The sequence below is a fragment of the Polaromonas sp. P1_F2 genome (genome assembly GCF_056405735.1).
Window position 1 is genome coordinate 62,301 of the sequence record NZ_JBFUBN010000015.1, and the last position, 23,908, is coordinate 86,208.

The following is a 23,908-nucleotide window of genomic DNA, read 5'->3' on the forward strand; positions in this document are numbered from 1 at the left end:
CCGACAACACGGCCCGACGGCCGGCGCCGCCCCACCCCACTGAAAGCCCCCTCATGCACGCCCTGATGAAATTCCTGCACCTCGCCGCCGCCATCGCCTGGCTGGGCGGGATTTCCTTCATGCTGTTCGCCCTGCGCCCCGCTGCCGCCGAGCAGCTCGCACCGCCGCAGCGCCTGCCCCTGATCGTGCAGGTCCTGCGGCGCTTTTTTGTGGGCGTGTGGGTTTCCATCGCGATCCTGCTGCTGACGGGCCTGGCCATGCTGCTGGCCGTCGGCATGAAAAGCGCGCCCACCGGCTGGCACCTGATGTTCGGCCTGGGCCTGTTGATGTTCGCGCTTTTCGGACACCTGTATTTCGGCCCTTTCCGCCGCCTCAAGCTGGCTGTCAGCGCCTCCGACTGGCCCGAGGGCGGACGCCGTGTCGGGCAGATCGCCACCCTGGCCATCGTCAACCTCGCACTGGGCGCGCTGGCCATCGCCGCCGTCATTTTTCTCGCGTGAAGAAGAAGCCGCGGCACAAACCCCGAAAACCCGCCGGCTGGCTGGAACGCCTGAAGGCGTCGGTGCCGACCCGCGAGGCGCTGGCCGCCCATCCCTGGCTCAGGCCGGTGGCGCACCGTGTGCTGGACCCACAGCTGTGGCGGCTGCAGCACGAAGCCGTGGCGCGCGGCGTGGCCATCGGCATCTTCTGGGCTTTTGCGCTTCCCTTCGCGCAAATCGTGGCGGCCGCGGCCCACAGCGTCTGGTGGCGCGCCAACATCCCGGTCGCGGCCGGCATCACCTTCATCACCAACCCTTTCACTGTGGGCTTCTGGCTCTGGCTGGCCTACCAGGTCGGCAGCCTGCTGCTCGATGCCCCGCCGCCGGTGCATATCTCCGAAGGCGTGGGCGTGGTCGCCTGGCTCGCCTCCTTCGGCGGGCCTGCCATACTGGGCATGGGCCTGTTCGCGGTGCTGGGTTCGACCGCCGGCTACCTGCTGGTCAAGCTGGCCTGGCGCCTGCGCGTCTGGTTCAAGCGCCGCCACCGCTAAACACCGGACAATCCGGCATTCACTTTTTCTCTTCTTCAACCTCACCATGACCACGCCTTCCCCCAGCCTTCCCGACACGCCCTGCTACCTCAACGGCGAATTCACTCCCCTGAAAGACGCCAAGATCAGCGTGATGGACCGCGGCTTCATCTTCGGCGATGGCGTGTACGAAGTGGTGCCGGCCTATGGCGGCCGGCTGTTCCGTTTCGAGCAGCACATGGCGCGCCTGGAGCGCAGCCTGGCCGAGTTGCGCATCCCCAACCCGATGACGCGCGGCGAATGGCAGGCCATGGCCCTGAAACTGATCGCGGCCCACGCGCAATCCACCGGTACGCCGGCCGAAAGCGGCAACCAGCTTGTCTACATCCAGCTCAGCCGCGGCGTCGCCATGCGCGACCACTCCATGCTGCCCGGCCTCACGCCCACCGTGTTCGCGGTGGCCAATGCCATGAAACTGCCCGGTGCGCAGCAGCGCGAGGCCGGTGTGGCCTGCGTGACGGCCAACGACTTCCGCTGGGAAAAAGCCCACATCAAAAGCACCAGCCTGCTGGGCGCGGTGTTCGCGCGCCAGATCAGCGTCGATGCCGGCGCGGTGGAAACCGTGATGTTCCGCGGCGAGCACCTGAGCGAAGCTTCTTCAAGCAACGTCTGGATCGTCAAGGACGGCAAGGTCATGGGCCCGCCCAAGGACAACCTGGTGCTTGAAGGCATACGTTTCGGCCTGATCGAGGAAATCTGCCGCGCCGCCGGCACCCCCTTCGAGCTGCGCCGCATCACGCGCGACGAAGTGCTGGCGGCCGATGAAATCCTGCTGTCTTCGGCCACCAAGGAAGTGCTGCCGGTCACCCTGCTTGATGGCCAGCCCGTGGGCCACGGCCTGGAAAAAGGCAGGCCCGGCCCCATCTATGCCAAGCTGTACGCCCAATACCAGCGTGCCAAACAGGCCTGAAAGGACCCCTTGCCATGACGACATCCCCCGATACGCCGAACAACCCGAAAATCATCGGAGTCCCCGGCTCCGAGCCTTCGCGCCAGGAGTCGCTGATTGAATACCCGTCGCAGTTCCCCATCAAGGTCATGGGCCACAAGATCGAAGGCCTGGTCGCCGCCATCACCTCGGTGGCGCACCAGTTCGACCCGGCCTTCGACGCCTCCACCATTGAATTGCGCGAAAGCAAGGGCGGCAACTACCTCGGCGTGACCATCACCGTCACGGCCACCAGCCGCGAGCAACTCGACGAGCTTTACCGCACGTTGTCGACGCATCCCATGGTCAAAGTGGTTCTCTAAACCCAACCAGCTGAACAAGACGGACAGCGCGGATGCAGGCCGAAACACGCCACCTGGGCCGGGTCGACTACCTGCCCACCTATGAAGCCATGCAAGCCTTCACGGCCGCCCGCCATCCGGTGGGCGCCGCTGAAGGGCTGCAGGACTCGTTGGCTGAACCCGACCAATTGTGGATCTGCGAGCACCCGCCGGTCTACACCCAGGGCCTGGCGGGCAAAAGCGACCACGTACTCGATCCCGGCGCCATCCCGGTGGTGCAGACCAACCGCGGCGGCCAGGTGACCTACCACGGCCCCGGCCAGGTCGTGGCCTACCCGCTCATCGACCTCAAGCGCGCCGGCTACTACGTCAAGGAATACGTCTACCGGATTGAAGAATCCGTCATCAAGACCCTGGCACATTTCGGTGTCACCGGGCACCGCGTGGCCGGCTCGCCCGGGATTTATGTGCGCCTGGACGACCCGGCCGCCCATGCCGCGCTGACCGGCCCGCTGAACCCGGCCGACCCTTTCCAGGGCCTGGGCAAGATCGCCGCGCTGGGCATCAAGGTCAGCCGGCATTGCACCTACCACGGCGTGGCGCTGAATGTCGCCATGGACCTGGAACCCTTCTCGCGCATCAACCCTTGCGGCTATGTGGGACTGCAAACCACAGACCTTTCTACAATCGGGGTATCGGCAAGCTGGCAGGAAGCCGCGGATGTGCTGGGCCGCAAGCTCGTCACCTACCTGGCGCCCTAAGGCGCAAAGCCACCTGCCGCCAACACGAAACACATTCATGAGCACACCCGACCCCCTCCAAACCACGGCCAACCCGGTGGTCCGTGAAGTCCAGGCCCTGGAAGGCTACAACCCGCTAGCCAAACAAAAGGCCGCGGCCAAGCTCTCGCGCATCCCCGTCAAGGTGGTGCAGGGCGAAATGCTCAAAAAGCCCGACTGGATACGCGTCAAGGCCGGCAGCCCGACCACGCGCTTTTACGAGATCAAGCAGATCCTGCGCGAGAACAAGCTCAACACCGTCTGCGAGGAGGCCAGCTGCCCCAACATCGGCGAATGCTTCGGCAAGGGCACGGCCACCTTCATGATCATGGGCGACAAGTGCACGCGCCGCTGCCCATTCTGCGACGTCGGCCACGGCCGCCCGGACCCGCTGGACGTTAACGAGCCGCTGAACCTGGCCAAAACCATCGCGGCCCTGAAATTGAAATACGTCGTGATCACCAGCGTGGACCGCGACGACCTGCGCGACGGCGGCAGCGGTCATTTTGTCGAATGCATCCAGAAGATCCGCGAACTCTCGCCCGCCACCACGATTGAAATCCTGGTGCCCGACTTCCGCGGCCGCGACGACCGCGCGCTCGAGATCCTGAAAGCCGCGCCGCCCGACGTGATGAACCACAACCTCGAAACCGCGCCGCGCCTCTATAAAGAAGCGCGCCCCGGCAGCGACTATGCCTTCAGCCTGAACCTGCTCAAGAAGTTCAAGGCCCTGCACCCCGATGTGCCGACCAAGAGCGGCATCATGGTGGGCCTGGGCGAGACCGACGAGGAAATCCTGCAGGTGATGCGCGATATGCGCGCTCACAACATTGACATGCTGACCATAGGCCAGTACCTCGCGCCCTCCACCAGCCATTTGCCGGTGCGCCGCTACGTGCACCCCGACACCTTCAAGATGTTCGAGGAAGAAGCCTACAAGATGGGCTTCACCCACGCCGCCGTCGGCGCCATGGTGCGCAGCAGCTACCACGCCGACCAGCAGGCCCATGCGGCCGGTGTCGCCGACAAGGCCGACGCGGCCATCGCCGCCCTCTGACCCACGGAACATGAACGCGCCGCAAGGCTCCCTGTCGCTGCGCCGCTACGGCGCCTCGCACGGCAGCCATGCGCATGGACACTTCCAGGTCCTGCTGGGCCTGGACGGTGTGCTCGAGCTGGAAGTGCAGGGGCGCGGGTGCCGCATCGCGGCCGGCCAAGGCTGCGTGATCGCGCCTGGCGAACACCATGATTTTGAATCGCGCGAAGGCAGCCGCTGCATCGTGCTGGATACCCCGCACGCCGTCTGGGCACGCTGCGCCAATGATCCGCTCAAAACGGCGCAAGCCCTGGCCCTTGGCAACTACCTTGCCTACGCCCTGGAGCAGCGCGGCAGCCTGGCGCAGCATTACGGCCCAGCCTTGCTGCTGGAGGCCTGGCAGCCGCAACCGGCATCGCCTTCACGCTACCAGCGCCCCATCAACTGGGAACGGCTCGCCGGCTGGACGCAACAGCGCCTGCATGAGCCGCTCAGCGTCGCGCAACTCGCCGCGCAGGTGTTCTTAAGCCCGACGCAATTCGCCGCGCGCTGCCGGCGCGAAACCGGCCTCAGCGTCATGCACTGGCTGCGCCGGCAACGCCTGGACCTGGCCCGGGAACTGCGCGGCCGCGGCATGAGCGTGGCCGACACCGCGCTGCACTGCGGCTACCACTCGCCCTCGGCGCTGACCGCCGCCCTCAGGCGGCAGTCACAGGCTCAATAGCGGTTGGGATTATTGGGCCGGCGGTCGTAGCGGTCGCTCACGCCGTCGCCGTCACGGTCATAGCGCGGGCCGCCGTAGCCAGGGCCGCCGCCGCGGTAATGCGGCCCATTGTCATAAGGCACGGGATAGGCCACGCAGCCCGACAAGGCCATAAAACCGATCACCGACAGCAAAAGAATGGAAAGCTTTTTCATGGGGTCTCCTCGAAGTGGGTCGAAGTGGAATGAGAGCCCTTATTTCAAGCCCGGCCCGTGCCCTCCAGGTGTCCGCCCCGCGCCTGGGAGGTGAAGCTGGTTACCGGATGTAGGCATTCGTGTAGGACACAAACCCCGTTAGGCCCCGTTTTTGCGACGGCAGACCGTGCTTGCGCGACGATGGCGGGCGCAGCGGCTTTTATGCTCACGCCATGCCTGCCAACCTCTATGCGCTGGGTGCCATCGCCCTCTGGGCCTTGCTGGCTTCGCTGGGCGTGTCACTCAAACATGTGCCGCCTTTTTTGCTCACCGGCGTCGCGCTGCTGATCGGCAGCGTGCTGGCCCTGCCCTTTGTCTTGCGAGACCGGACGCATTGGAAGATTCCCGCCACCACCCTGGCACTGGGCGTGTACGGCCTCTTCGGTTTTCACTTCCTGCTCTTCATCGCGCTGCGGCATGCGCCTGCGGTCGAGGCCAACCTCGTCAACTACCTGTGGCCGCTGTTCATGGTGGTGCTGGCGCCGCTGTTCCTGCGCGGCGTGCAGCTGCGCACGGTGCATGTGGCCGCGGCCCTGCTGGGTTTTGCCGGCGCGGTGATCGCCATCCTGGGAGCGTCCAACGGAGCGGCCACGGGCGGCTGGTCATGGGGTTACCTGCCGGCGCTGGGCTCGGCCTTGATCTGGGCCAGCTACTCGCTGCTGACAAAACGCGTCCCGGCTTTTCCCACCGCGGCCATTGGCCTGTTCGGCCTGGTGTCGGGCGGGCTCTCGCTGCTGTGCCACTGGACGCTGGAACCGGCGGCCGTGCTGTCCGCGCAGGACTGGCTGCTGCTGGCCGTGATGGGCCTGGGCCCGCTGGGCGCGGCATTTTTCCTCTGGGACAAGGCCCTCAAGCTCGGCGACGCACGGCAGATCGGCATCCTGAGCTACCTCACGCCGCTGGGCTCCACCGCGCTGCTGATGTTGGTCAGCGGCCGCGCGCTGAGCTGGAGCATAGGCTTGGCGGCCGTGATGATCATAGGCGCGGCGGTGCTGGGCACCCGCGCCCGTTAGGCCGCGCTCACACCTTCACGCGACGCGAACGCCCGGCTCCCCAGCGCCACAGCCAGCGCGACAGCAGCCAGAACCGCCGCGACCACGAAGGTGGTCCGCATGCCCGCGGCCACCGCCTCGGGGTTTGCCGCCGTGATGTCGCTGGCCGCCGAGGCGAATGCGAACACCGCGCCCATGACGGAAGCGCCGGTGACAAGCCCCAGGTTGCGCGACAAATTGAGCAGGCCGGACACAACGCCGCGCCGCTCCGGCGCGACGTCCACCATGACGGCCGTGTTGTTGGCGGCCTGGAACAGCTGGTAGCCGGGCGTCAGCACGGCGATGGCGGCAAGATAGCCCGCAAGGCCGAACAGCGCCGGCAGCACGGAAAGCGCGATGGCGCCCGCGACCACGGCAGCCAGCCCCACGACGACCATGGCGGGCGCGCCCAGGCGGTCGACCAGCCGGCCCGCCAGCACCCCGCTCAGCGCGGCGATCACCGGGCCCGCCGCCAGCACCAGCCCCACCAGCGCCGTGCCCAGCCCCAGCGCGCGCGACAGGTAGAAAGGCCCGACCACCAATGTCGCCATCATCACCGTCGAAACCAGCGCGTTCATCGCGAGGCTGGCGCTCAGCACCGGGTCGCGGAACATCGCCAAGCGGACCAGCGGCGATGCGACCCTGGCCTCGGCGAACACAAAGAGGCCGGCGCCCAGCGCGGCCGCTGACAGCAGCGCGATGTTGAGCGCCCCGAAATTGCCGCGCCCCAGGGTCACGGCCAGCGCATAAGCCGCCAGCGTCAGGGCCAGCAGCAGCGTGCCCACGGCGTCGAAACCGGCCCTGCCGAATTTATCGGCCTGGGCCGGGCGATCCGGCGGCAGGTGGCGGTAAGCGAGGAACAGCGCGAGCAGGCCCAGCGGCAGGTTGACCAAAAAGAGGGCCCGCCAGCCGAAGCCGGCGATCAGCACGCCGCCCATCGAGGGGCCCAGCGCGGTGCCCACCGCGGACATGGTGCCGAGCAGGCCCATGGCGCTGCCGGTTCTGGCTTTGGGCACCGTCTCGCCGACAAAAGCCATGGTCAGCGCCATCATGGCGGCGGCGCCCAGGCCCTGCGCCGCCCGTGCCGCGACCAGCAGCCAGAGCGTGGGCGCGACTGCGCACAGCACCGAAGCCGCCGTGAACAGGGCTATGCCGGCCAGCAGCAGGCGCCGCCGCCCGACGATGTCGCCCAGCCGCCCGGCGCCGACGATCAGGGTGGTGATGGCCAGCAGGTAGGCCAGCACGATCCACTGGACTTCCTGGAAAGAGGCGCTGAAGGCCTGCGCCAGGGTGGGCAGGCCGACATTGGCGATGCTGGTGCCCAGCGAGGACAGCAGCATGGACAGTGAAAGTCCGGACAGCGCCCAGCGTACTGAGGCTGGCATGGATGGCGGGGCGGCCTTATCGAATTTGGCAGGGATTGGCTTGGGCATGGACTGCGCTTTCTATTTCGTTGGCAACTCACGGAATGGAGTTACCCGAGGTCTCAAGCCTAAGTTTTTGCCTCACATAGCGGAAGACGCAGCATTTGCACTTTATTCGTGCATTAAACGCCATGTCACAGGCAAATGCGCTATGGTTCGGCCATGTCCACCCCCGATTTCAACCTGCTGGCCGTGCTCGACGTGCTGCTCGCCGAAGGCAGCGTGGCTGGCGCGGCCAGGCGCTTGCGGCTCAGCCCCTCGGCCATGAGCCGGGCGCTGGCCCGCCTGCGCGAGACCACCGGCGACCCGCTGCTGGTCCGGGCCGGGCGCGGCCTGGTGCCCACGCCCCGGGCGATCGAACTGCGTGAACAGGTCGGCCGGCTGGTTCAGGACGCGCAAGCGGTGCTGCGCCCCGCCGAAACACTGGATCTCACACGGCTGGTGCGCACCTTCACCCTGCGCACCCGCGAAGGGTTTGTCGAGAACTTCGGGCCGGCGCTGCTGGCCCGTGTCGGCCGCGACGCGCCCGGCGTGCGCCTGTGTTTTGTGCAGAAGCTCGACAAAGACAGCACGCCGCTGCGCGACGGCGCCGTCGACCTGGAAACCGGCGTGATCGGCAAGACCACGGCGCCGGAGCTGCGCGCGCAGGCCCTGTTCCGCGACCGTTTTATAGGCGCGGTGCGCCTGGGCCACCCGCTGGCTGAAGGCGACATCACGCCGGCCCGCTATGCGGCCGCCCGGCACATCGCCGTTTCGCGGCGCGGCCTGGGCGCGGAGCCGGTGGACGAAGCCCTGGCGCCGCTCGGGCTGCAAAGAGAGGTCGCCGCCATCGTCGGCGGTTTTTCGGCCGCGCTGGCCTTGGCCCGCGAATCCGACCTGGTCGCCAGCGTACCCGAGCGGCATACCGGCAAGCTGCGCGCCGGCATGCTGAGCTTTCCCCTGCCGGTCGCCACGCCGGAGATCACCGTGTCCCTGATGTGGCACCCGCGGCTGGATGCCGACCCGGCGCACCGTTGGCTGCGCGCCTGCGTGCGCGAGGTCTGCGCCGGGCAAGCGGCCTGAGCGCCGGGCGCTACGGCGAAGCGCCTCGCTTCAGCGCTCAGCCTTTCAACGCCACAGCACCTGCACGGCCAGCCCCGGCGCCGCGTTGCGCAGCTCCAGCTGCGTGCCGTGCGCCTGCGCCACCAGCCGGCACAGGTACATGCCCAGGCCCACACCGCCGGTGGCGCGCTGGCGCGCGCCGTCGGTGCGGAAAAAAGGCTCGGTCAGGTGCTCCAGTTGCGCCGGCTCCACGCCGGGGCCGAAGTCGCGCACTTCCAGCAGCACGCCGCCGCCCTCCGCCGCCCGCAGCGACACGCGCGGCGGGCTGGCCGCGCCGGCGCTGTAGCGCAGCGCGTTGTCCAGCAGGTTGCGCAGCAGCAGGCGCACGCGCATGCGGTCCAGCGCCAGCGGCGGCAGATCAGCCGCCAGGTCCAGTTCCACGGCCGCCGCCTGCGGCATGTCGGCCGCCACCTCGCGCGCCAGCGCGGCCAGGTCCACCGTCTCGCGCTGCAGGGCGGCGTGCGGGCTGGCCAGGCGCTCGCTTTCGAGCAGGTCGCTGATCAGGTCGCGCATCTCGCCGAGGTCGCGCAGCAGCGCCTCGCGCTCGCGCGGCGCGCTGCCCTCGCCCGCCATCGGCAGCAGCTCGGCATTGAGGCGCGCACGGGTCAGCGGCGAGCGCAGCTCGTGGCTCAGTGCCAGCAGCAGCCCGCGCTTGGCGTCCAGCATGGCCTTGATGTCGTGCGCCATGGTGTTGACGCGCGCGGCCAGGTCGCCGAGTTCGTCGCGCCGGCGCAGCGGGATGGGCGTGTCGAACACGCCGCGGCCGAAGCGCTCGGCCCCGGCGCGTATGTCGTCCAGCGGGCGCAGCAGGCGCCGCACATAGGCATAGGCGCCCACCAGCAGGCCCAGCAGCAGCGCCAGCGTGATCCAGCCGAACATCCCGTGCGAGGGAATGGTGCCGGGGCCGAAGATCACCTTGTGGCCGTCAGCCGTGCTGCGGCTGAGCCACTCGCCGGTACGGCCCTCGAAGCGATTGCGCTCGGGATGCGACTGCCAGTTCACCTGCGGCCCCTCGATGCGGATCGAGATCGGCAGCCGCGCCGCCAGCGCCTGCGCGCGGCCCAGGTCGGGCGGCGAACCCAGGTCGGCCACCAGCCTGTCCATGTAGTCGCTGACCAGCGGCCTGGCCGCGTCGCGCCAGCCGCTGGAAAACGCCCGCTGCATGCCGCTCATGAAGACCGCGCCCATGGCCAGCGCCAGCAGCAGGAACACCGTGATCAGCCGCAGCCGCAGCGAGTGCCCCCAGCGGTGGCGCCAGCGCTCGGGCCGGGATGGGCGGCAGCGCTTGGGCCGCCTCATGGCGCGCCCGCCTTGCCCACCGCCAGCGTGTAGCCGGCGTTGCGCAGCGTCTTGATGCAGTCCAGCGGCTCGAGTTTTTTGCGCAGCCGGCTCACCACGATGTCGACCGCGCGCGTGTAAAGCTCGGCCTCATGGCCGCGCAGGCGGTTCAGGATGTCGTCACGGTTGAACACCTTGCCCGGGTCGGCCGCCAACAGCGCCAGCAGTTCGAACTCGGTGCCGGTCAGCTCGACCTTCTCGCCCAGGCGCAGCACCTCGCGCGTTTCGGTATTGATCACCAGGCCCTCGAACACACGGCGCGGGCCGGCCGGCGCCACGGCGCGCTGGCGCCGCAGGATGGTCTGCACGCGCGCCACCAGCTCGCGCGGCTCAAAGGGCTTGGGCAGGTAGTCGTCGGCGCCCAGTTCCAGGCCGACCACGCGGTCCATCACGTCGCCGCGCGCCGTCAGCATGATGACCGGGATGTCGCTTTCCTTGCGAATCTCGCGGCACAACGCGAAGCCGTCCATCTCGGGCAGCATCACGTCCAGGATGGCCGCGTCGTACGTGCCGGCGCGCAGCTTGGCCAGGCCTTCGCCGGGGCGCAGCGCGCTGTCCAGCACGAAGTCGAAACGCGCGAAATAAGCGGCCAGCGGCGCGGCCAGGTGCTCGTCGTCGTCGATCAGGAGAATACGGGGCATGCGGCCATCATATGAAACTCGCGCGGCGCGCAAAGTACAGGCCCGCCAGCAGCAAGGTCACCAGGGCGAGGTGGAACACCAGGTCGGGCGCCGACTGCGGCCCTATGCCGATAAAGATGGTGAACAGGCCCACCAGCGTGCCGATCAGCGCAAAAGACTGCCCCAGCAGCGCCAGCTTGCGGGTGCGCCCAGGCATCACAAAACTGAGCCCCCAGGCCGCCAGCAGCACAGCGGCGATCACCGCCTCAGCGATGCGGGCCTGGCCGTGGGCATGGCCCCGCAGCAGCAGGCCGCTGTGCACCAGCGAGGCGGCCACCAGCAGGCCGGCCTCCAGCAACAGGAAGCCGCGCAGCATGCGCCAGGGGTGGGCCGTTTTCACCACGGGTCTTGTGGGCCCAGCCGGCCCAGATGGGTATGGCCAAAACCCGCGCTGTACTTGAGGCCGTAGCCGAGCAGGCGGTCAAAGCCGATGTGCGCGCACCAGACCAGCGCCGCCGCCAGCAACATCGGTGAAGCACCGAGCACGCCCACAGCCAGTAAACCGACGGCCCCTAAATAAGAATGCGCCGCGTTATAGGCCAACGCACCCCAGCGCGGCCCCGCGAGATAGGCCAGGAAGGACACATCGGGCAGCAGGAACAGCGCGGCGAACCAGCCCCATCCCGCGCCGAACTGGGCATAGGCCGCCACCGAAGCGGCCAGCACCACCAAGCCTTCGGCGCGCAGCAGCAGGCGCACGCCGCCGCTGGCGCTGCCGGTCCCGGCCACGGTGCTCACGCGCCGCACAGCCCGCGCCATGCGGGCGGGCGGGAAGAACAGCGCCTCAGCCATGGTGGCCCCAGCGGCGGCCGCGTTCCATGAAGTCGCGCACTTTCTGTTGCTGCTCGGGGCGCAGGTTGTCGAAGAAATCGGCTGCGGCGGCGATCACCTCGGGGCTGCCGGCCTGCAGGGCCGCGGTTTTTTCATCGATCAGTTTTTTCGCGCCCGCCTGGTCCAGCTTGTTGCCGGCGAACAGGCCGCGAACCGTGTCACGCGGCTCGGTGGCGCCGCGCAGGGCGGTGCGCTGGGCCTGCAGCTTGTCGGCCAGCACCGTGAGCTTCTGTTTTTGCGCGGCATCGAGGTCCAGCCGCGAGCCGATTTTTTCGACCATGCGGGCACGGGCTTCGGGCGAACCCATGTCGCCGTGCATGCCGCCGGGGCCGCGCTGCGCGCAGGCGCCCAGGCTGCCGATGATGAGCGCCCCGCCGAACAGGCCGAGCAGCGTTTTTTTGATGCGGTGTTTCATGAAGAGCCTTGCAGAGGTTGGAAGGTCTTCATGGTGCCCGCGCGGGACGCGAGGGTGTTTTCGCGCCGGTTGCGGGATGTTTCGCTTTGTTTCGACGGGGCGGACCCGTCTGCTCAGGATTGAAGCAAAGCGGCCGGGTCTTCGCTCGCCAAAACCTGTGCCGCCCAAGGCTGCAGCTTGGACGCATCGGCGCGCAGGATCTGCTGCTTGACCGCCAGGATCTGCGAGGGGTGCATGGAAAAGCTGCGCAGGCCCAGGCCCAGCAGCAGCCGCGTCATGCCCACGTCGCCGGCCATTTCGCCGCAGACGCTGACGCCCTTGCCCTGGGCATCGCATTCGGCGATGGTGTCGGCGATCAGGCGCAGCACCGCCGGGTGGCAGGGGTCGTAGAGGTGCGACACCGTCTCGTCGGCGCGGTCTATCGCCAGCGTGTACTGGATCAGGTCGTTGGTGCCTATCGACAGGAAGTCGAAGTACTTCAGGAAGAGCTTGAGCGTGAGCGCGGCCGCCGGGATCTCGATCATCGCGCCCAGCCGCACCGGGCCGTAGGGCGTGCCGCTGTTGTCGAGCATCGCGCGCGCATGGTCTATCAGCGACATGGTCTGGCGGATCTCGGTGGCATGCGCCAGCATGGGCACCAGCAGGTTGACCTGGCCGTGCGCCGCCGCGCGCAGGATGGCGCGCAGCTGCGTGAGGAACATCGGCGGGTCCGCCAGGCTCCAGCGTATGGCGCGCAGGCCCAGGGCCGGGTTCAGGTGGGTGTCCTGCGCCTTGGCGTGGCGGTCCAGCGGCTTGTCGGAGCCTATGTCCACCGTGCGTATGGTCACCGGCAGGCCGTGCATGCCTTCTATCGCCTTGCGGTAGGCCTGGTATTGCTCTTCCTCGTCGGGGAGCTTGCCGCTGCGCCCCATGAACAGGAACTCGCTGCGGAACAGCCCGACGCCGACCGCACCGGCCGTCACCGCGCCCACGGTGTCCTCGGGCATCTCGATGTTGGCCAGCAGCTCGATGCGCTGCCCGTCTATCGTCAGCGCGGGCGTGTTCTTCAGGCGGTTCAGGCGCTGGCGCTCGAGCTCGCCCTGGCGCTGCTTGAAGCCGTACTCGGCCAGGATGATGGGTGAAGGGTCGACGATCAGCACGCCGGCGTCGCCGTCGATGATGACCCAGTCGTCCTGCTTGATCAGCTGGCTGGCGCTGCGCGCGCCCACCACCGCCGGGATGTCCATGCTGCGCGCCACGATGGCCGTGTGCGAGGTCTTGCCGCCCACGTCGGTGGCGAAGCCGGCGAACAGGCTTTGCTTGAACTGCAGCATGTCGGCCGGCGAGATGTCGTGCGCCACCAGCACCAGCGGCACATCGGTGGTGTCGTCCAGCAGCAGGTCCTGCTGCGAAAGCTTGCGGCCCGCGCCCGCCTGGCCCGCCGGCTGCACCGGCGAGGCCACGCCCTTCATGTGGCGCAGGATGCGCTCGACCACCTGTTCGAGGTCGGCCTTGCGCTCGCGCAGGTACTCGTCCTCCATGTCATCGAACTGGCGCGCGATGATTTCGTACTGCGTGGTCAGCGCCCACTCGGCGTTGTAGTGGCGGTCGGTGATCCAGTGCTTGACGCCGCTGATCAGCTGCTCGTCCTGCAGCAGCATCAGGTGCACGTCCAGCAGCGCGGCGAGTTCGTGCGGTGCGTCCTTGGGCAGGTCCTGCTGCAGGCGCGTGATTTCCTCCATCACCGCATTGCGCGACACCCGCACCCGCGTGATCTCGTCGGCCGTCTTGGCATCGTCGACAAAATAGTGCGCCACGTCGGCGCGGCTGGACGCCACGAGCACGGCACGGCCTATCGCGATGCCGCGAGAAACAGCCAGGCCGTGGACGGAAAAGGTCACTCGCCTTCTCCAAATTTATCGGCGATGAGCGCAAGGATGGCATCCATCGCCGCCTGCTCGTCGTTGCCATGGGTCTCGACCTCCACCGTGCTGCCCAGGCCGGCGGCCAGCATCATCACGCCCATGATGCTCTTGGCATTGACGCGGCGCTCGCCCTTGCTCATGAAGACTTCGCAGCCGAAGCTACCGGCGAGTTTGGTGAGCTTGGCGGAGGCGCGGGCGTGCAGGCCCAGCTTATTGCTGATGGTCGTGCTGGTCTTGATCATGGTTTCGGCGTACCTGGTTCTGCGGTGCGGTGATGGCCACCTGCATCACGCCCTGTGTGGCCCCGATGAGGGCGCGCGCCACCAGGGCGTCGAGGGACTCGTGCCGGTAGGAGATGGTGCGCAGCAGCATGGGCAGGTTGATGCCGGTGATGAGTTTGGAATGAACGCCGTCGACGAGCTTTTGCGCCACGTTGCAGGGCGTGGCGCCGAACACGTCGGCCAGCACCAGCGCATGCGAGGTGCCCAGCTGCGCCAGCATGATGCGCGCCTGGGCCAGGGTTTCCTCGGGCGGCATGTTGGGCTGGACGTCCAGCGCGGCGACGCCGGGGGCGTTGTCGGGGAACACATGCAGCACGCACTGGCGCAGGGCGGAGGCCAGCGGGGCGTGGGCGATGATAAAAATGCCGTTCATGGGTTTGCGGGTTCCACTGAATTATCGGCGCGGACACTGAGGAAATACCCATATGAGGCGATACAACAACACAATAACACCGCCATGGCGGCCTGGAAACTCGCCACCTGCCCCAGGCCCAGGGCCGCGAACACGTCGATCAGCAGGCCTATGCCCCATTGCACCACGAACACGCCGGCAAAAATCATCAGGTTGTAGGCCGACAGCGCCCGGCCCGCCAGCGCGGGCTTGAATGCCATGCCCACCGCGGGCTGCGCAAGGCCCATCACGCTGCAGCCCATGCAGAACAAGGCCCAGCCCAGCCAGCCCGTGGACGTGCCGGCCGCGATATTGAAGGCCAGCACCGCGATGCTGACCGGCACGCCCCAGGTGATCAGCCGCGTCGCCGACCAGCCATGGCGCGACAGCCAGGGATTGACCATGCCCCAGCTCCAGAAGGTCACCAGCATGGTGGCATTGATAGAGAAGAGGCCGGTGGCGGCCTCAAGCGGCGTATAACCCGCGACCTTGACCATCCACGGGCCGGCCCACAAGGTCTGCACCGCGACCAGCCCGCCGTAGTTGAAAAAGGCCATGGGCGTCATCTTGCGGAAATAGCGGCTGCGCCAGATGGGCGCATACCCGGTCTCAGCCTCGGCTTCGGCCGGCGCCCCCGGCGCGCTGGAGCCGCTCAGCTTCCAGGTCGGCACCACCCAGGCAATGGCCACCATGCACAGCAAGATCATCGCCGCCAGGATCCAGAACAGCGGCCGCCAGCCCGTGACCGGCATCAGCCACTGCACCGGCAAGGTCGAGGCCAGCATGCCCAGCGAGCCCGTCATCAGCATCCAGGAATTGGCGCGCAGCACCGTGCCCGGCTCGAACCAGCGGCGGTAGCCCGTGAGCGGCGCCATCAGGCAGGCGCTCACGCCCATGCCCACCAGCACCCGCGCGGCCAGCAGCCAGGCAAAGCTGGTCGCCACTGAGAACGCCAGGCAGCCCAGCACCGCCAGGCTCAAAAAACTGAGGATCACGCGCTTGGGGCCGTGGCGGTCCAGCCAGGTGCCCAGCGGCAACTGCGTGGCGGCAAAGCCCAAGAAGTAGCCGCCCGCCAGCAGCCCCAGGTCGCGCGCATGCAGCGAAAAATCCTGTGTCAGCACCGGCGACAAGGTAGCCGTGATGGCCCGCACCAGCGCCGAGCAGAAGTAGGCCGCGGCAAAGGCCAGGAAGACGATGGCGCCGGTCCAGGCATCCAGCCGGCCGGGCTCGGACGCGGCGGATGATGCCTTGTGCGCGGCGGACATGGAGGTTTCGGCGGTCGTCATTCGACTCATTCGAATTTAAGGCTGGAGAAAAAGGTCTCGGCGACCTCGGGCGTGATGCGGTCGGCATACAGCACCACCTGGAAGGCCTGCGCGCCCTGGGCGAAGTAAGCCGCCTGCCCGCTCACCGCCGTGCCGTCGGCGCGTTGGCCCTGGGCCTTGACCAGGATGGCATCAGCCGCCCCGGGCAGCTTGAGCGGCGAGACCTGTGCCGGCCCGGCCTTCATATTCGCCAGCGTGAGGTTTTGCCACTGCGCGAGCACAGGCGCGGCCTGGGTCGCATCGCCCAACTGCGCCACTGCCACGGCAAAGGTGGCGCCGCCCGCATCACAGCCCAGCATGGACAGCGGCGTCGCCGGCCCGCCCAGGGGCACGGTTTTTTGCGCCTTGTCGGGCTTGCAAGGCAGCAGCAGCGCCAGGCGCGTGCCCTCGGGCCGCACTTCGCGCCAGTTCAGGGTGGGGCTGCAGGCCGTGAGCAGGGCCACGGCCGTCAAAAGGGCGACGGCCGGCCGCGGCAAGGGGCGCATAGCGGCCCCGGAAATCATAAGCATGCCTTGGACTTTACAGGGATTCCCGCCTGGAGGCGGCGTTTTGCACCGCTTTGGCGCGCAAAAAGCATCCGGCCTCGCACCAAGCTGGGCACCTTGCTTGCTCATGCCTGGCATATGCCCAGAACCCCTATCGAAGAAGTTCAGGACTTCGCGTGCCATGATGCGGGCCCGCCATCACGGCCGTCCGGACAGAGCCCTGGCTTGGTAAGCTTGGTCATGGTCAATTTCAAAACACACGCATTCATGGCGGCCATGCTGCTATGCGCTGCAAGCCCTGTCTGGGCGTTGGAGCTGCAGAACCAGAACTTTAGCGACGATGAAATTTTCTCGGCTGTCGTCAACCGGTTCAAGAAGCCGCTTCAACATCGGTTCAACCCTGCCGCTACGGGCGATCGAAAACCTTTGCTGGTGCTGGGCCCGGCACTGAAGTTCGGTAAAAAAATCCAATCCCAGACATTTACCCACCTGACGCAGCAGGAGCTGGTTGAGCAGCAACAGGCGGTTTTTATCCTGATAGAAAATTCAGGGCGGGATGCCGAGCGAAACACACTCTATGTGGACTACGACATTCCGAGCAATGCGTCTTATGGCGTGCTGAAGGTTTACCCCAAAAATGGCGTGCTGGTGGCGGAATCCCATGACAGCTACCGGTCATCCTCAGGTGCCAGAGCCACGTATGGCAAGTTGTACAAAGGTGTGGCTTGCCGGGACAACACCGAAATGGCCTATCGCTGGAATTACTACGGACGCAATGGCGCCGGCGGGCGTTGCCCTGAAGCGATGTTCACTGAATTCACGGACTAGCCAGGTCCTCCATCAACCGAGCCGCTTCGTGCCCGCACTTACACACCTTCCCGGCGCCAACCAGCCGGTCTGGCGCGACCGGCTGTCGCAACTGCTGGAATCCACCGGCGAAGGCATTTTCGGCATCGACATGGACGGCTGCTGCACCTTCATCAACCGGGCCGGCGCCGAGCAATTGGGCTATGAAGCGGAGCAGGTGCTGGGCCGCAACATGCACGAACTCGCGCACCACTCGCACGCCGGCGGCGCGCATTACCCCGAGCAGCTGTGCCCTATCTTCAATGCCTTCCGCAAGGCCCTGCCCTGCCGCATCGACAGCGAACTGTTCTGGCGCAAAAACGGCAGCGCCTTCGCGGTCGAGTATTCCTCCTACCCCATTGTCGAAGGCGGCGTGGTGCAGGGCGCGGTGGTCACCTTTGTCGACATTTCGGCGCGCCGCCAGGCTGAAGATGCCTTGCGCCAGGCCCATGCGGTGCTGGAGCAGCGCGTCAGCGAACGCACCCACGCGCTCTCCGAAGCGCTGCAGCACCTGCGCGAGCTCACGGCCTACACCCACAGCGTGCGCGAGGAGGAGCGCACCCGCATCGCGCGCGAGGTGCACGACGAGCTCGGCAGCCTGCTGGTGGCCCTCAAGATGGACGTGGGCTGGCTGGACAAACGCCTGGGTGAGCAGCAGCAGCGCGAACCCGAAGCGGCCCAGGCCATGCGCGACACCATGCGCCACAAATGCCAGAACATGGGCCGGCTGATCGAAAGCGCCGTCGACAACGTGGGCCGCATCATCACCGACCTGCGCCCCAGCATCCTGGACCACCAGGGACTCTGGGCCGCGCTCGACTGGCAGGCGCACGAGTTCGTGCAGTCGGCCGAACTGGCGCTGGACTGGCAGATGGACGTGGCCGGCGCCGCGCCCCTGCCCGAGCCGGGGTCCATCGCCATCTTCCGCATCTTCCAGGAAATGCTCAGCAACGTGGGCCGGCATGCCGCCGCCAGCGAAGTCACCATACACATCCACGCCGATGCGGCCGGCATCAGCATCGCGGTGCAGGACAACGGCCGCGGCGCCGAAGCTGCCGCCTTTGAAGCGGCCGATGCCTATGGCGTGATGGGCATGCGCGAGCGTGCGCGCCACCTGGGTGGCAGCCTGGAGATCAGCAGCGAGCCCGGCCGCGGCTCGCTGTTCCACCTGCGCATCGCACTGCCGGCCGAACCCGTGAGCACCCCATGAACACCCTCAAAATCCTGATCGGCGACGACCACCGCATCGTGCGCGAGGGCTTGAAGCAGGTGCTGGCTGACGCCCCTGAAATCGAGGTTGTGGCCGAGGCCGAAACCGGGCCCGACATCCTGCAGCGCGTGCAAGCCCTGGGCGGCGACAAGGGCCTGGACGCGGTGCTGCTGGACATCGCCCTGCCCGACCGCGACGGCCTGGACGTGCTGCAGGCCCTCAGGAAACAATGGCCGCGCCTGCCGGTGCTGATGCTCAGCACCTATCCCGAAAAACAATACGCCGTGCGCTGCATCAAGCTGGGCGCGGCCGGCTACCTGAACAAAAGCGCCAACCCCGACGACATGATCGCGGCGGTGCGCAAGGTGGCCGGCGGCGGTATTTATGTGTCGGCGATTGCCGCCGAGGCCCTGGCCAGCGCCATGGGCGGCAGCGCGGCCGGCAGCGGCAGCGGCAGCGGCGGCACCGAATCCCTGTCGCACCGCGAGCACCAGGTGTTCCGCCTGCTCACGGCCGGCAAGTCCGTGGGCGAAATTGGTGCGCAGCTGGGCCTGGCAACCAACACCGTGAGCACCTACCGCGCGCGCATCCTCGAAAAAACCGGCACTCGCAACGACGTGGAACTCGCGCTGTATGCCGAGCGCCACGCCAAAACGCCGAATTTGTAGGGCTGGCCCTACAGCGCTTAGGGCGGGGCCCGGCGATTTGCAGCGGCGATGCCGCAAACCGCGCCCACAGGCCCGCGCCTTGCATGGAAACCTGCATCTTTGCCAAAGGGGTTTGCCATGTCCAACCGTTTCGATGCCTATGATGCCGACCGTCCGCTGATGCTGCGCTGCGCCTGCGGCGAAAACCACGCGCCCGGTGAACACGGCAGCGCCGCCGACAACCCGCAGGAACTCTCGCACGGCTTTATGGAAGCCAGCCTGGTGAAAGCGCTGTTCCCGGTCGACAGCGTGCGCCGCGGCTTTCTGCGCGCGGTGGGCGCCAACACGGCGCGCGCCGCCATTGCTTCGGTGCTGCCGCTGGGCGCGCTGCAAGCCATGGCGCAGGAGCGCAAGTCGCTGGAGAAGAAGGACCTCAAGATAGGCTTCATCGCCATCACCTGTGCGAGCCCGCTCATCATGGCCGACCCGCTGGGCTTCTACAAAAAAGAAGGCCTCAACGTGCAGCTCAACAAGACCGCCGGCTGGGCGCTGATACGCGACAAGATGATCAACAAGGAGCATGACGCTTCGCACTTCCTGTCGCCCATGCCGCTGGCCATGAGCATGGGCCTGGGCTCCAACCAGGTCAACATGAACGTCGCCAGCATCCAGAACACCAACGGCCAGGCCATCACGCTGCACGTCAAGCACAAGAACAACCGCGACCCGAAAAACTGGAAGGGCTTCAAGTTCGCGATCCCGTTTGAGTACAGCATGCACAACTTCCTGCTGCGCTATTACCTCGCCGAGAACGGCCTGAACCCCGACACCGACGTGCAGCTGCGTGTGGTGCCGCCGCCCGAGATGGTGGCCAACCTGCGCGCCGGCAACATCGACGGCTTCCTGGGCCCCGACCCCTTCAACCAGCGCGCGGTGTATGACGAGGTCGGCTTCATCCACATCCTGTCGAAAGAAATCTGGGACGGCCACCCCTGCTGCGCCTTCGGTGTCAGCGACGAGTTCATCAAGCAGAACCCCAACACCTTTGCCGCGCTGTACCGCGCGGTGCTGGGCGCCTCCTTCATGGCCAGCCAGCCCAAGGACCGCGACCTGATCGCCAAGGTCATCGCGCCCACGCAATACCTGAACCAGCCCGAGGCCGTGCTGCAGCAGGTGCTGACCGGCAAGTTCGCCGACGGCCTGGGCAATATCCGCAACGTGCCCGACCGCGCCAACTTCGACCCCGTGCCCTGGCAGAGCATGGCGGTGTGGATGCTCACGCAGATGAAGCGCTGGGGTTATGTGAAGGGCGAGGTCAACTACAAACAGATCGCCGAAAAAGTCTTCATGCTGACCGACGCCAAGAAACAGATGGCGCTGGCCGGCTTCAAGCCGCCCGAAGGCGCGTACAAAAAGTTCAAGGTCATGGGCAAGGAATTCGACCCGGCCAAGCCCGAGGACTACGTGAAAAGTTTTCCGATCAACAAGCTCTCATGAAATCCCTGAACCTCAAAGCGGGCCTGGTCTCGCTGCTGATCTTCCTGGCCTTTCTCGCCATCTGGTATACGGCCACCTTGCCCGCACCCGGCACGGTGGCGGCCAGCATCGCGGGCCTGAGCGCCGAGCAGATCGAATACCAGAAGATGATGGGCAAGGACCCGAGCAGCACCAAGACCACCGGCTTCCCCACGCTGGGCCAGATGGGCACGGCCATCTGGAAGCAGGTCTCCAACCCGCTCTACGACAACGGCCCCAACGACAAAGGCATCCTGATCCAGCTGGGCCATTCGCTGGCGCGCGTCGGCCTGGGCTTTCTGCTGGCCTGCGCGGTCGCCRTACCCCTGGGTTTTGTGATCGGCATGTCGCCGCTGCTGCGCCGCGCGTTTGACCCTTTCATCCAGGTGCTCAAACCGATCTCGCCGCTGGCCTGGATGCCGCTGGCGCTCTACACCATCAAGGACTCGTCGATCTCCGGCATCTTTGTGATCTTTATCTGCTCGGTCTGGCCCATGCTGATCAACACGGCCTTCGGCGTGGCCTCGGTCAAGCGCGAATGGCTCAACGTGGCCAGCACGCTGGAAGTCAGCCCCCTGCGCAAGGCCTTCCAGGTCATCCTGCCTGCAGCGGCACCCACCATATTGACCGGCATGCGCATCTCCATGGGCATCGCCTGGCTGGTCATCGTCGCCGCCGAGATGCTGGTGGGCGGCACCGGCATCGGCTACTTCGTCTGGAACGAATGGAACAACCTCTCGCTCACCAACGTGATCTTCGCCATCCTGGTCATAGGCATCGTCGGCATGCTGCTGGACCTGGCGTTTGCGCAACTGCAGAAGGTCGTCACTTATGTGGAGTGAAACCGCCACGCGCGTCCAGGCAAGCAGCCCGCCAAAGAAAGAACATATGCAGGGATTTCTCAAGATCGAGGGCCTCAGCAAAAGCTTCACGCCGGGCCGCCCGGTGTTTGCCGATGTGTCCTTCACCATCAGCAAGGGCGAGTTTGTCTGCATCATCGGCCACTCGGGCTGCGGCAAGACCACCATCCTCAATGTGCTGGCCGGGCTGGACAGCGCCAGCTCGGGCCACGTGTTCATGGACAACCGCGAGATAGGCGGCCCCAGCCTGGAGCGCGGCGTGGTCTTCCAGAGCCACGCCCTCATGCCCTGGCTCACGGTGCGCAAGAACATCGCCTTTGCCGTGGTCTCGCGCTGGCCCGACTGGACGGCCGCGCAGGTCAACACCCATGTCGAAAAATTCGTCGCCATGGTCGGCCTCTCGGCCGCCATCGACAAAAAGCCCTCGCAGCTGTCGGGCGGCATGAAACAGCGCGTGGGCATTGCCCGCGCCTTCGCGATACAGCCCAAGATGCTGCTGTTAGACGAACCCTTTGGCGCACTCGATGCGCTGACACGCGGCACCATCCAGGACGAACTCATGGCCATCGTGCGCGAGACCCAGCAGACGGTTTTCATGATTACGCATGACGTGGACGAGGCCATCCTGCTGGCCGACCGCATCCTGCTGATGAGCAACGGCACAGACAACGAAGGTGTTTACGCGCCCGGGCGCATCGCCGAGGAAGTCGTGAATCCGCTGCCCAGGGAACGCACCCGCGCCGGCCTGCACCACCTGCCCGGTTATTACGAGCTGCGCAACCACATCGTCGATTTCCTGGTCACGCGCGCCAAGGCGCATTGACCGCCCTTTTCATTTCACTTTTCAAAACCCCCTCAAACACAGGAGCCAAAACCATGAACCGCAACGACATCACCGAAAAAATCATCACCGTCAAAGTCAGCAAAGGCATTACCTGGGAATCCGTCGCCAAGAAGGTCGGCCTCAGCAAGGAATGGGTCACCGCCGGTTGCCTGGGCCAGATGACCTTTGACGCCAAACAGGCGAAAGTGATCGGCAAGATTTTCGGCCTGACGGCCGAAGAACAGAAATGGCTGCAGGTTGTGCCCTACAAAGGCTCGCTGCCCACGCCCGTGCCCACCGACCCCCTGATCTACCGCTGGTATGAAATCGTGAGCGTCTACGGCACGACCATCAAGGAACTGATCCACGAAGAATTCGGCGACGGCATCATGAGCGCGATCGACTTTTCAATGGACATCGTGAGGCAGCCGGACCCCAAGGGCGACCGGGTCAATGTGGTGTTGTCGGGGAAGTTCTTGCCGTATAAGACTTATTAAGACGGCTTTAACCTACAGGTATCCTAAGGCCCACTAAGCTTAGCGTGGCGCCCACTGTCCGGTGGCGTTGTAGTTCTGAGAGCCAACAAAGCCGGCAGCTTGCCACATTAAGTCAAAAGCTGGCTTCATCGCTTGTTCAGGTACCACGTCTGCGGGAGCAACAATGTCCGGTAGAACGACAGTCTTACGATCAAACAATGTCTGATGGGGATCGTCGAAGCCCCAGTCAGATCGAACACCAAGCCTTACTTCATCTGCACGCAGCAGTGAAAGCATCACAGCACATTCGTAATTGATGTTGAGGCGATCAAGCTCGCCCCTGAAGGTACCAAGCAGCTCGATCAGTTGTCGTTCATAAAGAAGGCTTGGCAGAACCGCCCGCCCCTCTTCATTTCGGCGAGTGAGAACCAACGTGGATTCAAAGAAGCCATTGCGAAAAAATTGTGAGTAGCCATGGGCTTCTCCTTGAACCGTCTCATTTCGTACGACTAAAGCGCCGTCTAGATTTATCCGCGCCCGCCCCCCTGTTGTTCCGATAACTGGTAGCCCTCGTTGGTTGGTATATGGAATCGGATCAACTTGGACCAGCCCAAGCGCGGCCTGTGTGGGCACAAGGTGTGCCACTAGAACCGGGCCATCGACAAGCCGGTGTGGAGCCTCTCCGCTTAGTATTTTTCCGAGTCGCTCAGTACGAAAATCATTGACTCGCCGTGCTTGGCCTTCGGTGCGCAGAAACAGTGATCGAAGTTCCGGAACATCAAGTTGACGCTTTCGCAATCCGTCACGAATAAAGAAATGCTGATTCGTCCTAACTCGATGCGGCCCCACCCAACTTTGCGGGATGCGCACCACAATCACATGACCATCAACCCCCGCGACCGAAACTGGTATTGCATGAAGCGTCACTCCAGGCAAGCGAGGGTCAGCTAGATTAAGTAAGAAGTCCTGTAAACGGCGAATTTCCTGGTCCACATTTGCAATAGCTTGAGGTACAACGGCCAAGGCTTGAGCTTGTCCGTCCTCTTCTATTCCATAAATCAGGTCGCCACCACCCGAGTTTGCAAACGCTGTCGCATCCGCCAAGAACTCATGTTTAGCGGCGTCATTCCATGCAGTCGGAAAGTCTCGCTTGAAATCGAGGTGCGGCCCCTCGCGTGTCTGATCAACAACAAGTTGCTGTATGTGCGCTTGTGTAGTCGCTAGCAAATTCTCAGGGAGAGTCATGTGTGAGCG

29 protein-coding genes are annotated in these 23,908 nt (G+C 65.8%); 16 read left to right on the forward strand and 13 right to left on the reverse strand.

All coding sequences use genetic code 11. The features are described 5' to 3' along the window. Positions 1-53: 53 nt before the first annotated feature. From AC1D0O_RS22765 to AC1D0O_RS22795, 7 genes are read left to right on the forward strand one after another with little or no spacing between them, the layout of a single operon-like run. Positions 54-500: a DUF4149 domain-containing protein gene (locus tag AC1D0O_RS22765; RefSeq protein WP_477655765.1), complete on the forward strand. Its 447-nt coding sequence runs from the start codon at positions 54-56 to the stop codon at positions 498-500. Beyond that, positions 497-1,030 carry a DUF2062 domain-containing protein gene (locus tag AC1D0O_RS22770; RefSeq protein WP_477655766.1) on the forward strand — a complete coding sequence of 178 codons (534 nt, stop codon included), beginning with the start codon at positions 497-499 and terminating at the stop codon, positions 1,028-1,030. Before AC1D0O_RS22765 ends, AC1D0O_RS22770 begins: the two co-directional genes overlap by 4 nt. 46 nt (positions 1,031-1,076) lie before the next feature. Next, on the forward strand, positions 1,077-1,979 hold the full coding sequence (locus AC1D0O_RS22775) for a D-amino acid aminotransferase (protein ID WP_477655767.1): 903 nt from the start codon (positions 1,077-1,079) through the stop codon (positions 1,977-1,979). A 14-nt stretch (positions 1,980-1,993) separates the two neighbouring features. Beyond that, positions 1,994-2,320, forward strand: a complete 327-nt coding sequence (locus tag AC1D0O_RS22780; protein ID WP_477655768.1) for a YbeD family protein — start codon at positions 1,994-1,996, stop codon at positions 2,318-2,320. A 32-nt stretch (positions 2,321-2,352) separates the two neighbouring features. Further along, a complete protein-coding gene (lipB, locus tag AC1D0O_RS22785; protein ID WP_477655769.1) occupies positions 2,353-3,060 on the forward strand; it encodes a lipoyl(octanoyl) transferase LipB in 708 nt (235 codons plus the stop codon). A gap of 37 nt (positions 3,061-3,097) precedes the next feature. Next, positions 3,098-4,135 (forward strand): lipoyl synthase, encoded by a 1,038-nt coding sequence (gene lipA, locus AC1D0O_RS22790; protein WP_477655770.1) that lies wholly within the window; start codon positions 3,098-3,100, stop codon positions 4,133-4,135. Positions 4,136-4,145: 10 nt separating this feature from the next. Next, positions 4,146-4,838 carry a helix-turn-helix domain-containing protein gene (locus AC1D0O_RS22795; RefSeq protein WP_477655771.1) on the forward strand — a complete coding sequence of 231 codons (693 nt, stop codon included), beginning with the start codon at positions 4,146-4,148 and terminating at the stop codon, positions 4,836-4,838. Here the strand turns inward: AC1D0O_RS22795 and AC1D0O_RS22800 are convergent. Beyond that, entirely contained in the window at positions 4,832-5,032 is a 201-nt protein-coding gene (locus AC1D0O_RS22800) for a hypothetical protein (protein ID WP_477655772.1), read from the reverse strand. The two genes, AC1D0O_RS22795 and AC1D0O_RS22800, sit on opposite strands and share 7 nt — an antisense overlap. A gap of 212 nt (positions 5,033-5,244) precedes the next feature. On the opposite strand from AC1D0O_RS22800, the gene AC1D0O_RS22805 reads away from it, so the two are divergent. Continuing rightward, positions 5,245-6,084: a DMT family transporter gene (locus tag AC1D0O_RS22805; RefSeq protein WP_477655773.1), complete on the forward strand. Its 840-nt coding sequence runs from the start codon at positions 5,245-5,247 to the stop codon at positions 6,082-6,084. Here the strand turns inward: AC1D0O_RS22805 and AC1D0O_RS22810 are convergent. Next, on the reverse strand, positions 6,081-7,487 hold the full coding sequence (locus tag AC1D0O_RS22810) for an MFS transporter (RefSeq protein ID WP_477655774.1): 1,407 nt from the start codon (positions 7,485-7,487) through the stop codon (positions 6,081-6,083). The two genes, AC1D0O_RS22805 and AC1D0O_RS22810, sit on opposite strands and share 4 nt — an antisense overlap. Positions 7,488-7,688: 201 nt before the next feature. On the opposite strand from AC1D0O_RS22810, the gene AC1D0O_RS22815 reads away from it, so the two are divergent. Continuing rightward, positions 7,689-8,588, forward strand: coding sequence for a LysR family transcriptional regulator (locus AC1D0O_RS22815; protein ID WP_477655775.1), 900 nt, complete (start codon positions 7,689-7,691; stop codon positions 8,586-8,588). Between the two features lie 45 nt (positions 8,589-8,633). On the opposite strand, the gene AC1D0O_RS22820 is transcribed toward AC1D0O_RS22815, so the two are convergent. The 10 genes from AC1D0O_RS22820 to AC1D0O_RS22865 form a co-directional block, all read right to left on the reverse strand. After that, the gene (locus AC1D0O_RS22820; protein WP_477655776.1) at positions 8,634-9,926 is read right to left on the reverse strand and encodes a sensor histidine kinase; all 1,293 of its coding nucleotides are present in this window, start codon (positions 9,924-9,926) and stop codon (positions 8,634-8,636) included. Further along, positions 9,923-10,606, reverse strand: a complete 684-nt coding sequence (locus AC1D0O_RS22825) for a response regulator transcription factor (protein ID WP_477655777.1) — start codon at positions 10,604-10,606, stop codon at positions 9,923-9,925. The genes AC1D0O_RS22820 and AC1D0O_RS22825 overlap by 4 nt, the downstream gene beginning before the upstream one ends. A gap of 7 nt (positions 10,607-10,613) precedes the next feature. Next, a complete protein-coding gene (locus AC1D0O_RS22830) occupies positions 10,614-10,985 on the reverse strand; it encodes a hypothetical protein (RefSeq protein ID WP_477655778.1) in 372 nt (123 codons plus the stop codon). Continuing rightward, a complete protein-coding gene (locus AC1D0O_RS22835; RefSeq protein WP_477655779.1) occupies positions 10,982-11,437 on the reverse strand; it encodes a DUF4260 domain-containing protein in 456 nt (151 codons plus the stop codon). The genes AC1D0O_RS22830 and AC1D0O_RS22835 overlap by 4 nt, the downstream gene beginning before the upstream one ends. Beyond that, positions 11,430-11,891 carry a Spy/CpxP family protein refolding chaperone gene (locus tag AC1D0O_RS22840; RefSeq protein WP_477655780.1) on the reverse strand — a complete coding sequence of 154 codons (462 nt, stop codon included), beginning with the start codon at positions 11,889-11,891 and terminating at the stop codon, positions 11,430-11,432. Before AC1D0O_RS22840 ends, AC1D0O_RS22835 begins: the two co-directional genes overlap by 8 nt. Positions 11,892-12,004: 113 nt before the next feature. Further along, on the reverse strand, positions 12,005-13,771 hold the full coding sequence (gene ptsP / locus AC1D0O_RS22845) for a phosphoenolpyruvate--protein phosphotransferase (RefSeq protein ID WP_477655781.1): 1,767 nt from the start codon (positions 13,769-13,771) through the stop codon (positions 12,005-12,007). Beyond that, positions 13,768-14,037: an HPr family phosphocarrier protein gene (locus AC1D0O_RS22850; RefSeq protein WP_436155840.1), complete on the reverse strand. Its 270-nt coding sequence runs from the start codon at positions 14,035-14,037 to the stop codon at positions 13,768-13,770. The genes ptsP and AC1D0O_RS22850 overlap by 4 nt, the downstream gene beginning before the upstream one ends. Further along, positions 14,006-14,449, reverse strand: a complete 444-nt coding sequence (locus AC1D0O_RS22855; RefSeq protein ID WP_436155839.1) for a PTS sugar transporter subunit IIA — start codon at positions 14,447-14,449, stop codon at positions 14,006-14,008. The genes AC1D0O_RS22850 and AC1D0O_RS22855 overlap by 32 nt, the downstream gene beginning before the upstream one ends. Continuing rightward, complete coding sequence (locus tag AC1D0O_RS22860) at positions 14,446-15,753, reverse strand: MFS transporter (RefSeq protein ID WP_477655782.1); 1,308 nt, start codon at positions 15,751-15,753, stop codon at positions 14,446-14,448. The genes AC1D0O_RS22855 and AC1D0O_RS22860 overlap by 4 nt, the downstream gene beginning before the upstream one ends. 5 nt (positions 15,754-15,758) lie before the next feature. Next, positions 15,759-16,301 (reverse strand): hypothetical protein, encoded by a 543-nt coding sequence (locus AC1D0O_RS22865; RefSeq protein ID WP_477655783.1) that lies wholly within the window; start codon positions 16,299-16,301, stop codon positions 15,759-15,761. Positions 16,302-16,544: 243 nt separating this feature from the next. Here AC1D0O_RS22865 and AC1D0O_RS22870 point away from each other — a divergent pair, with 243 nt between their 5' ends. From AC1D0O_RS22870 to cynS, 7 genes are all read left to right on the forward strand, one after another. Continuing rightward, on the forward strand, positions 16,545-17,105 hold the full coding sequence (locus AC1D0O_RS22870; RefSeq protein ID WP_477655784.1) for a hypothetical protein: 561 nt from the start codon (positions 16,545-16,547) through the stop codon (positions 17,103-17,105). A 28-nt stretch (positions 17,106-17,133) separates the two neighbouring features. Next, positions 17,134-18,333 carry a sensor histidine kinase gene (locus AC1D0O_RS22875; RefSeq protein WP_477655785.1) on the forward strand — a complete coding sequence of 400 codons (1,200 nt, stop codon included), beginning with the start codon at positions 17,134-17,136 and terminating at the stop codon, positions 18,331-18,333. Next, on the forward strand, positions 18,330-19,001 hold the full coding sequence (locus tag AC1D0O_RS22880; protein WP_477655786.1) for a response regulator: 672 nt from the start codon (positions 18,330-18,332) through the stop codon (positions 18,999-19,001). Before AC1D0O_RS22875 ends, AC1D0O_RS22880 begins: the two co-directional genes overlap by 4 nt. A 117-nt stretch (positions 19,002-19,118) precedes the next feature. Then, positions 19,119-20,477: a CmpA/NrtA family ABC transporter substrate-binding protein gene (locus AC1D0O_RS22885; RefSeq protein WP_477655787.1), complete on the forward strand. Its 1,359-nt coding sequence runs from the start codon at positions 19,119-19,121 to the stop codon at positions 20,475-20,477. Continuing rightward, positions 20,474-21,337 carry a nitrate ABC transporter permease gene (ntrB, locus tag AC1D0O_RS22890; RefSeq protein WP_477655788.1) on the forward strand — a complete coding sequence of 288 codons (864 nt, stop codon included), beginning with the start codon at positions 20,474-20,476 and terminating at the stop codon, positions 21,335-21,337. Before AC1D0O_RS22885 ends, ntrB begins: the two co-directional genes overlap by 4 nt. A gap of 46 nt (positions 21,338-21,383) precedes the next feature. Next, complete coding sequence (locus AC1D0O_RS22895; protein WP_477655789.1) at positions 21,384-22,178, forward strand: ABC transporter ATP-binding protein; 795 nt, start codon at positions 21,384-21,386, stop codon at positions 22,176-22,178. A 53-nt stretch (positions 22,179-22,231) separates the two neighbouring features. Continuing rightward, a complete protein-coding gene (gene cynS / locus AC1D0O_RS22900; protein ID WP_477648254.1) occupies positions 22,232-22,675 on the forward strand; it encodes a cyanase in 444 nt (147 codons plus the stop codon). 39 nt (positions 22,676-22,714) lie between these two features. Here cynS and AC1D0O_RS22905 read toward each other — a convergent pair whose 3' ends face one another. Then, a complete protein-coding gene (locus AC1D0O_RS22905) occupies positions 22,715-23,899 on the reverse strand; it encodes an AlbA family DNA-binding domain-containing protein (protein WP_477655790.1) in 1,185 nt (394 codons plus the stop codon). Positions 23,900-23,908 lie beyond the last annotated feature (9 nt).

Bases quoted from the DNA above. Each gene is read 5' to 3' on its own strand.
- AC1D0O_RS22765 (WP_477655765.1), top strand. From the start codon at position 54: ATGCACGCCCTGATGAAATTCCTGCACCTCGCCGCCGCCATCGCCTGG.
- AC1D0O_RS22775 (WP_477655767.1), top strand. From the start codon at position 1,077: ATGACCACGCCTTCCCCCAGCCTTCCCGACACGCCCTGCTACCTCAAC.
- AC1D0O_RS22780 (WP_477655768.1), top strand. From the start codon at position 1,994: ATGACGACATCCCCCGATACGCCGAACAACCCGAAAATCATCGGAGTC.
- lipB (WP_477655769.1), top strand. From the start codon at position 2,353: ATGCAGGCCGAAACACGCCACCTGGGCCGGGTCGACTACCTGCCCACC.
- lipA (WP_477655770.1), top strand. From the start codon at position 3,098: ATGAGCACACCCGACCCCCTCCAAACCACGGCCAACCCGGTGGTCCGT.
- AC1D0O_RS22795 (WP_477655771.1), top strand. From the start codon at position 4,146: ATGAACGCGCCGCAAGGCTCCCTGTCGCTGCGCCGCTACGGCGCCTCG.
- AC1D0O_RS22800 (WP_477655772.1), bottom strand. From the start codon at position 5,032: ATGAAAAAGCTTTCCATTCTTTTGCTGTCGGTGATCGGTTTTATGGCC.
- AC1D0O_RS22805 (WP_477655773.1), top strand. From the start codon at position 5,245: ATGCCTGCCAACCTCTATGCGCTGGGTGCCATCGCCCTCTGGGCCTTG.
- AC1D0O_RS22810 (WP_477655774.1), bottom strand. From the start codon at position 7,487: ATGCCAGCCTCAGTACGCTGGGCGCTGTCCGGACTTTCACTGTCCATG.
- AC1D0O_RS22815 (WP_477655775.1), top strand. From the start codon at position 7,689: ATGTCCACCCCCGATTTCAACCTGCTGGCCGTGCTCGACGTGCTGCTC.
- AC1D0O_RS22820 (WP_477655776.1), bottom strand. From the start codon at position 9,926: ATGAGGCGGCCCAAGCGCTGCCGCCCATCCCGGCCCGAGCGCTGGCGC.
- AC1D0O_RS22825 (WP_477655777.1), bottom strand. From the start codon at position 10,606: ATGCCCCGTATTCTCCTGATCGACGACGACGAGCACCTGGCCGCGCCG.
- AC1D0O_RS22835 (WP_477655779.1), bottom strand. From the start codon at position 11,437: ATGGCTGAGGCGCTGTTCTTCCCGCCCGCCCGCATGGCGCGGGCTGTG.
- AC1D0O_RS22840 (WP_477655780.1), bottom strand. From the start codon at position 11,891: ATGAAACACCGCATCAAAAAAACGCTGCTCGGCCTGTTCGGCGGGGCG.
- AC1D0O_RS22850 (WP_436155840.1), bottom strand. From the start codon at position 14,037: ATGATCAAGACCAGCACGACCATCAGCAATAAGCTGGGCCTGCACGCC.
- AC1D0O_RS22855 (WP_436155839.1), bottom strand. From the start codon at position 14,449: ATGAACGGCATTTTTATCATCGCCCACGCCCCGCTGGCCTCCGCCCTG.
- AC1D0O_RS22860 (WP_477655782.1), bottom strand. From the start codon at position 15,753: ATGACGACCGCCGAAACCTCCATGTCCGCCGCGCACAAGGCATCATCC.
- AC1D0O_RS22865 (WP_477655783.1), bottom strand. From the start codon at position 16,301: ATGCTTATGATTTCCGGGGCCGCTATGCGCCCCTTGCCGCGGCCGGCC.
- AC1D0O_RS22870 (WP_477655784.1), top strand. From the start codon at position 16,545: ATGGCGGCCATGCTGCTATGCGCTGCAAGCCCTGTCTGGGCGTTGGAG.
- AC1D0O_RS22880 (WP_477655786.1), top strand. From the start codon at position 18,330: ATGAACACCCTCAAAATCCTGATCGGCGACGACCACCGCATCGTGCGC.
- AC1D0O_RS22885 (WP_477655787.1), top strand. From the start codon at position 19,119: ATGTCCAACCGTTTCGATGCCTATGATGCCGACCGTCCGCTGATGCTG.
- AC1D0O_RS22895 (WP_477655789.1), top strand. From the start codon at position 21,384: ATGCAGGGATTTCTCAAGATCGAGGGCCTCAGCAAAAGCTTCACGCCG.
- cynS (WP_477648254.1), top strand. From the start codon at position 22,232: ATGAACCGCAACGACATCACCGAAAAAATCATCACCGTCAAAGTCAGC.
- AC1D0O_RS22905 (WP_477655790.1), bottom strand. From the start codon at position 23,899: ATGACTCTCCCTGAGAATTTGCTAGCGACTACACAAGCGCACATACAG.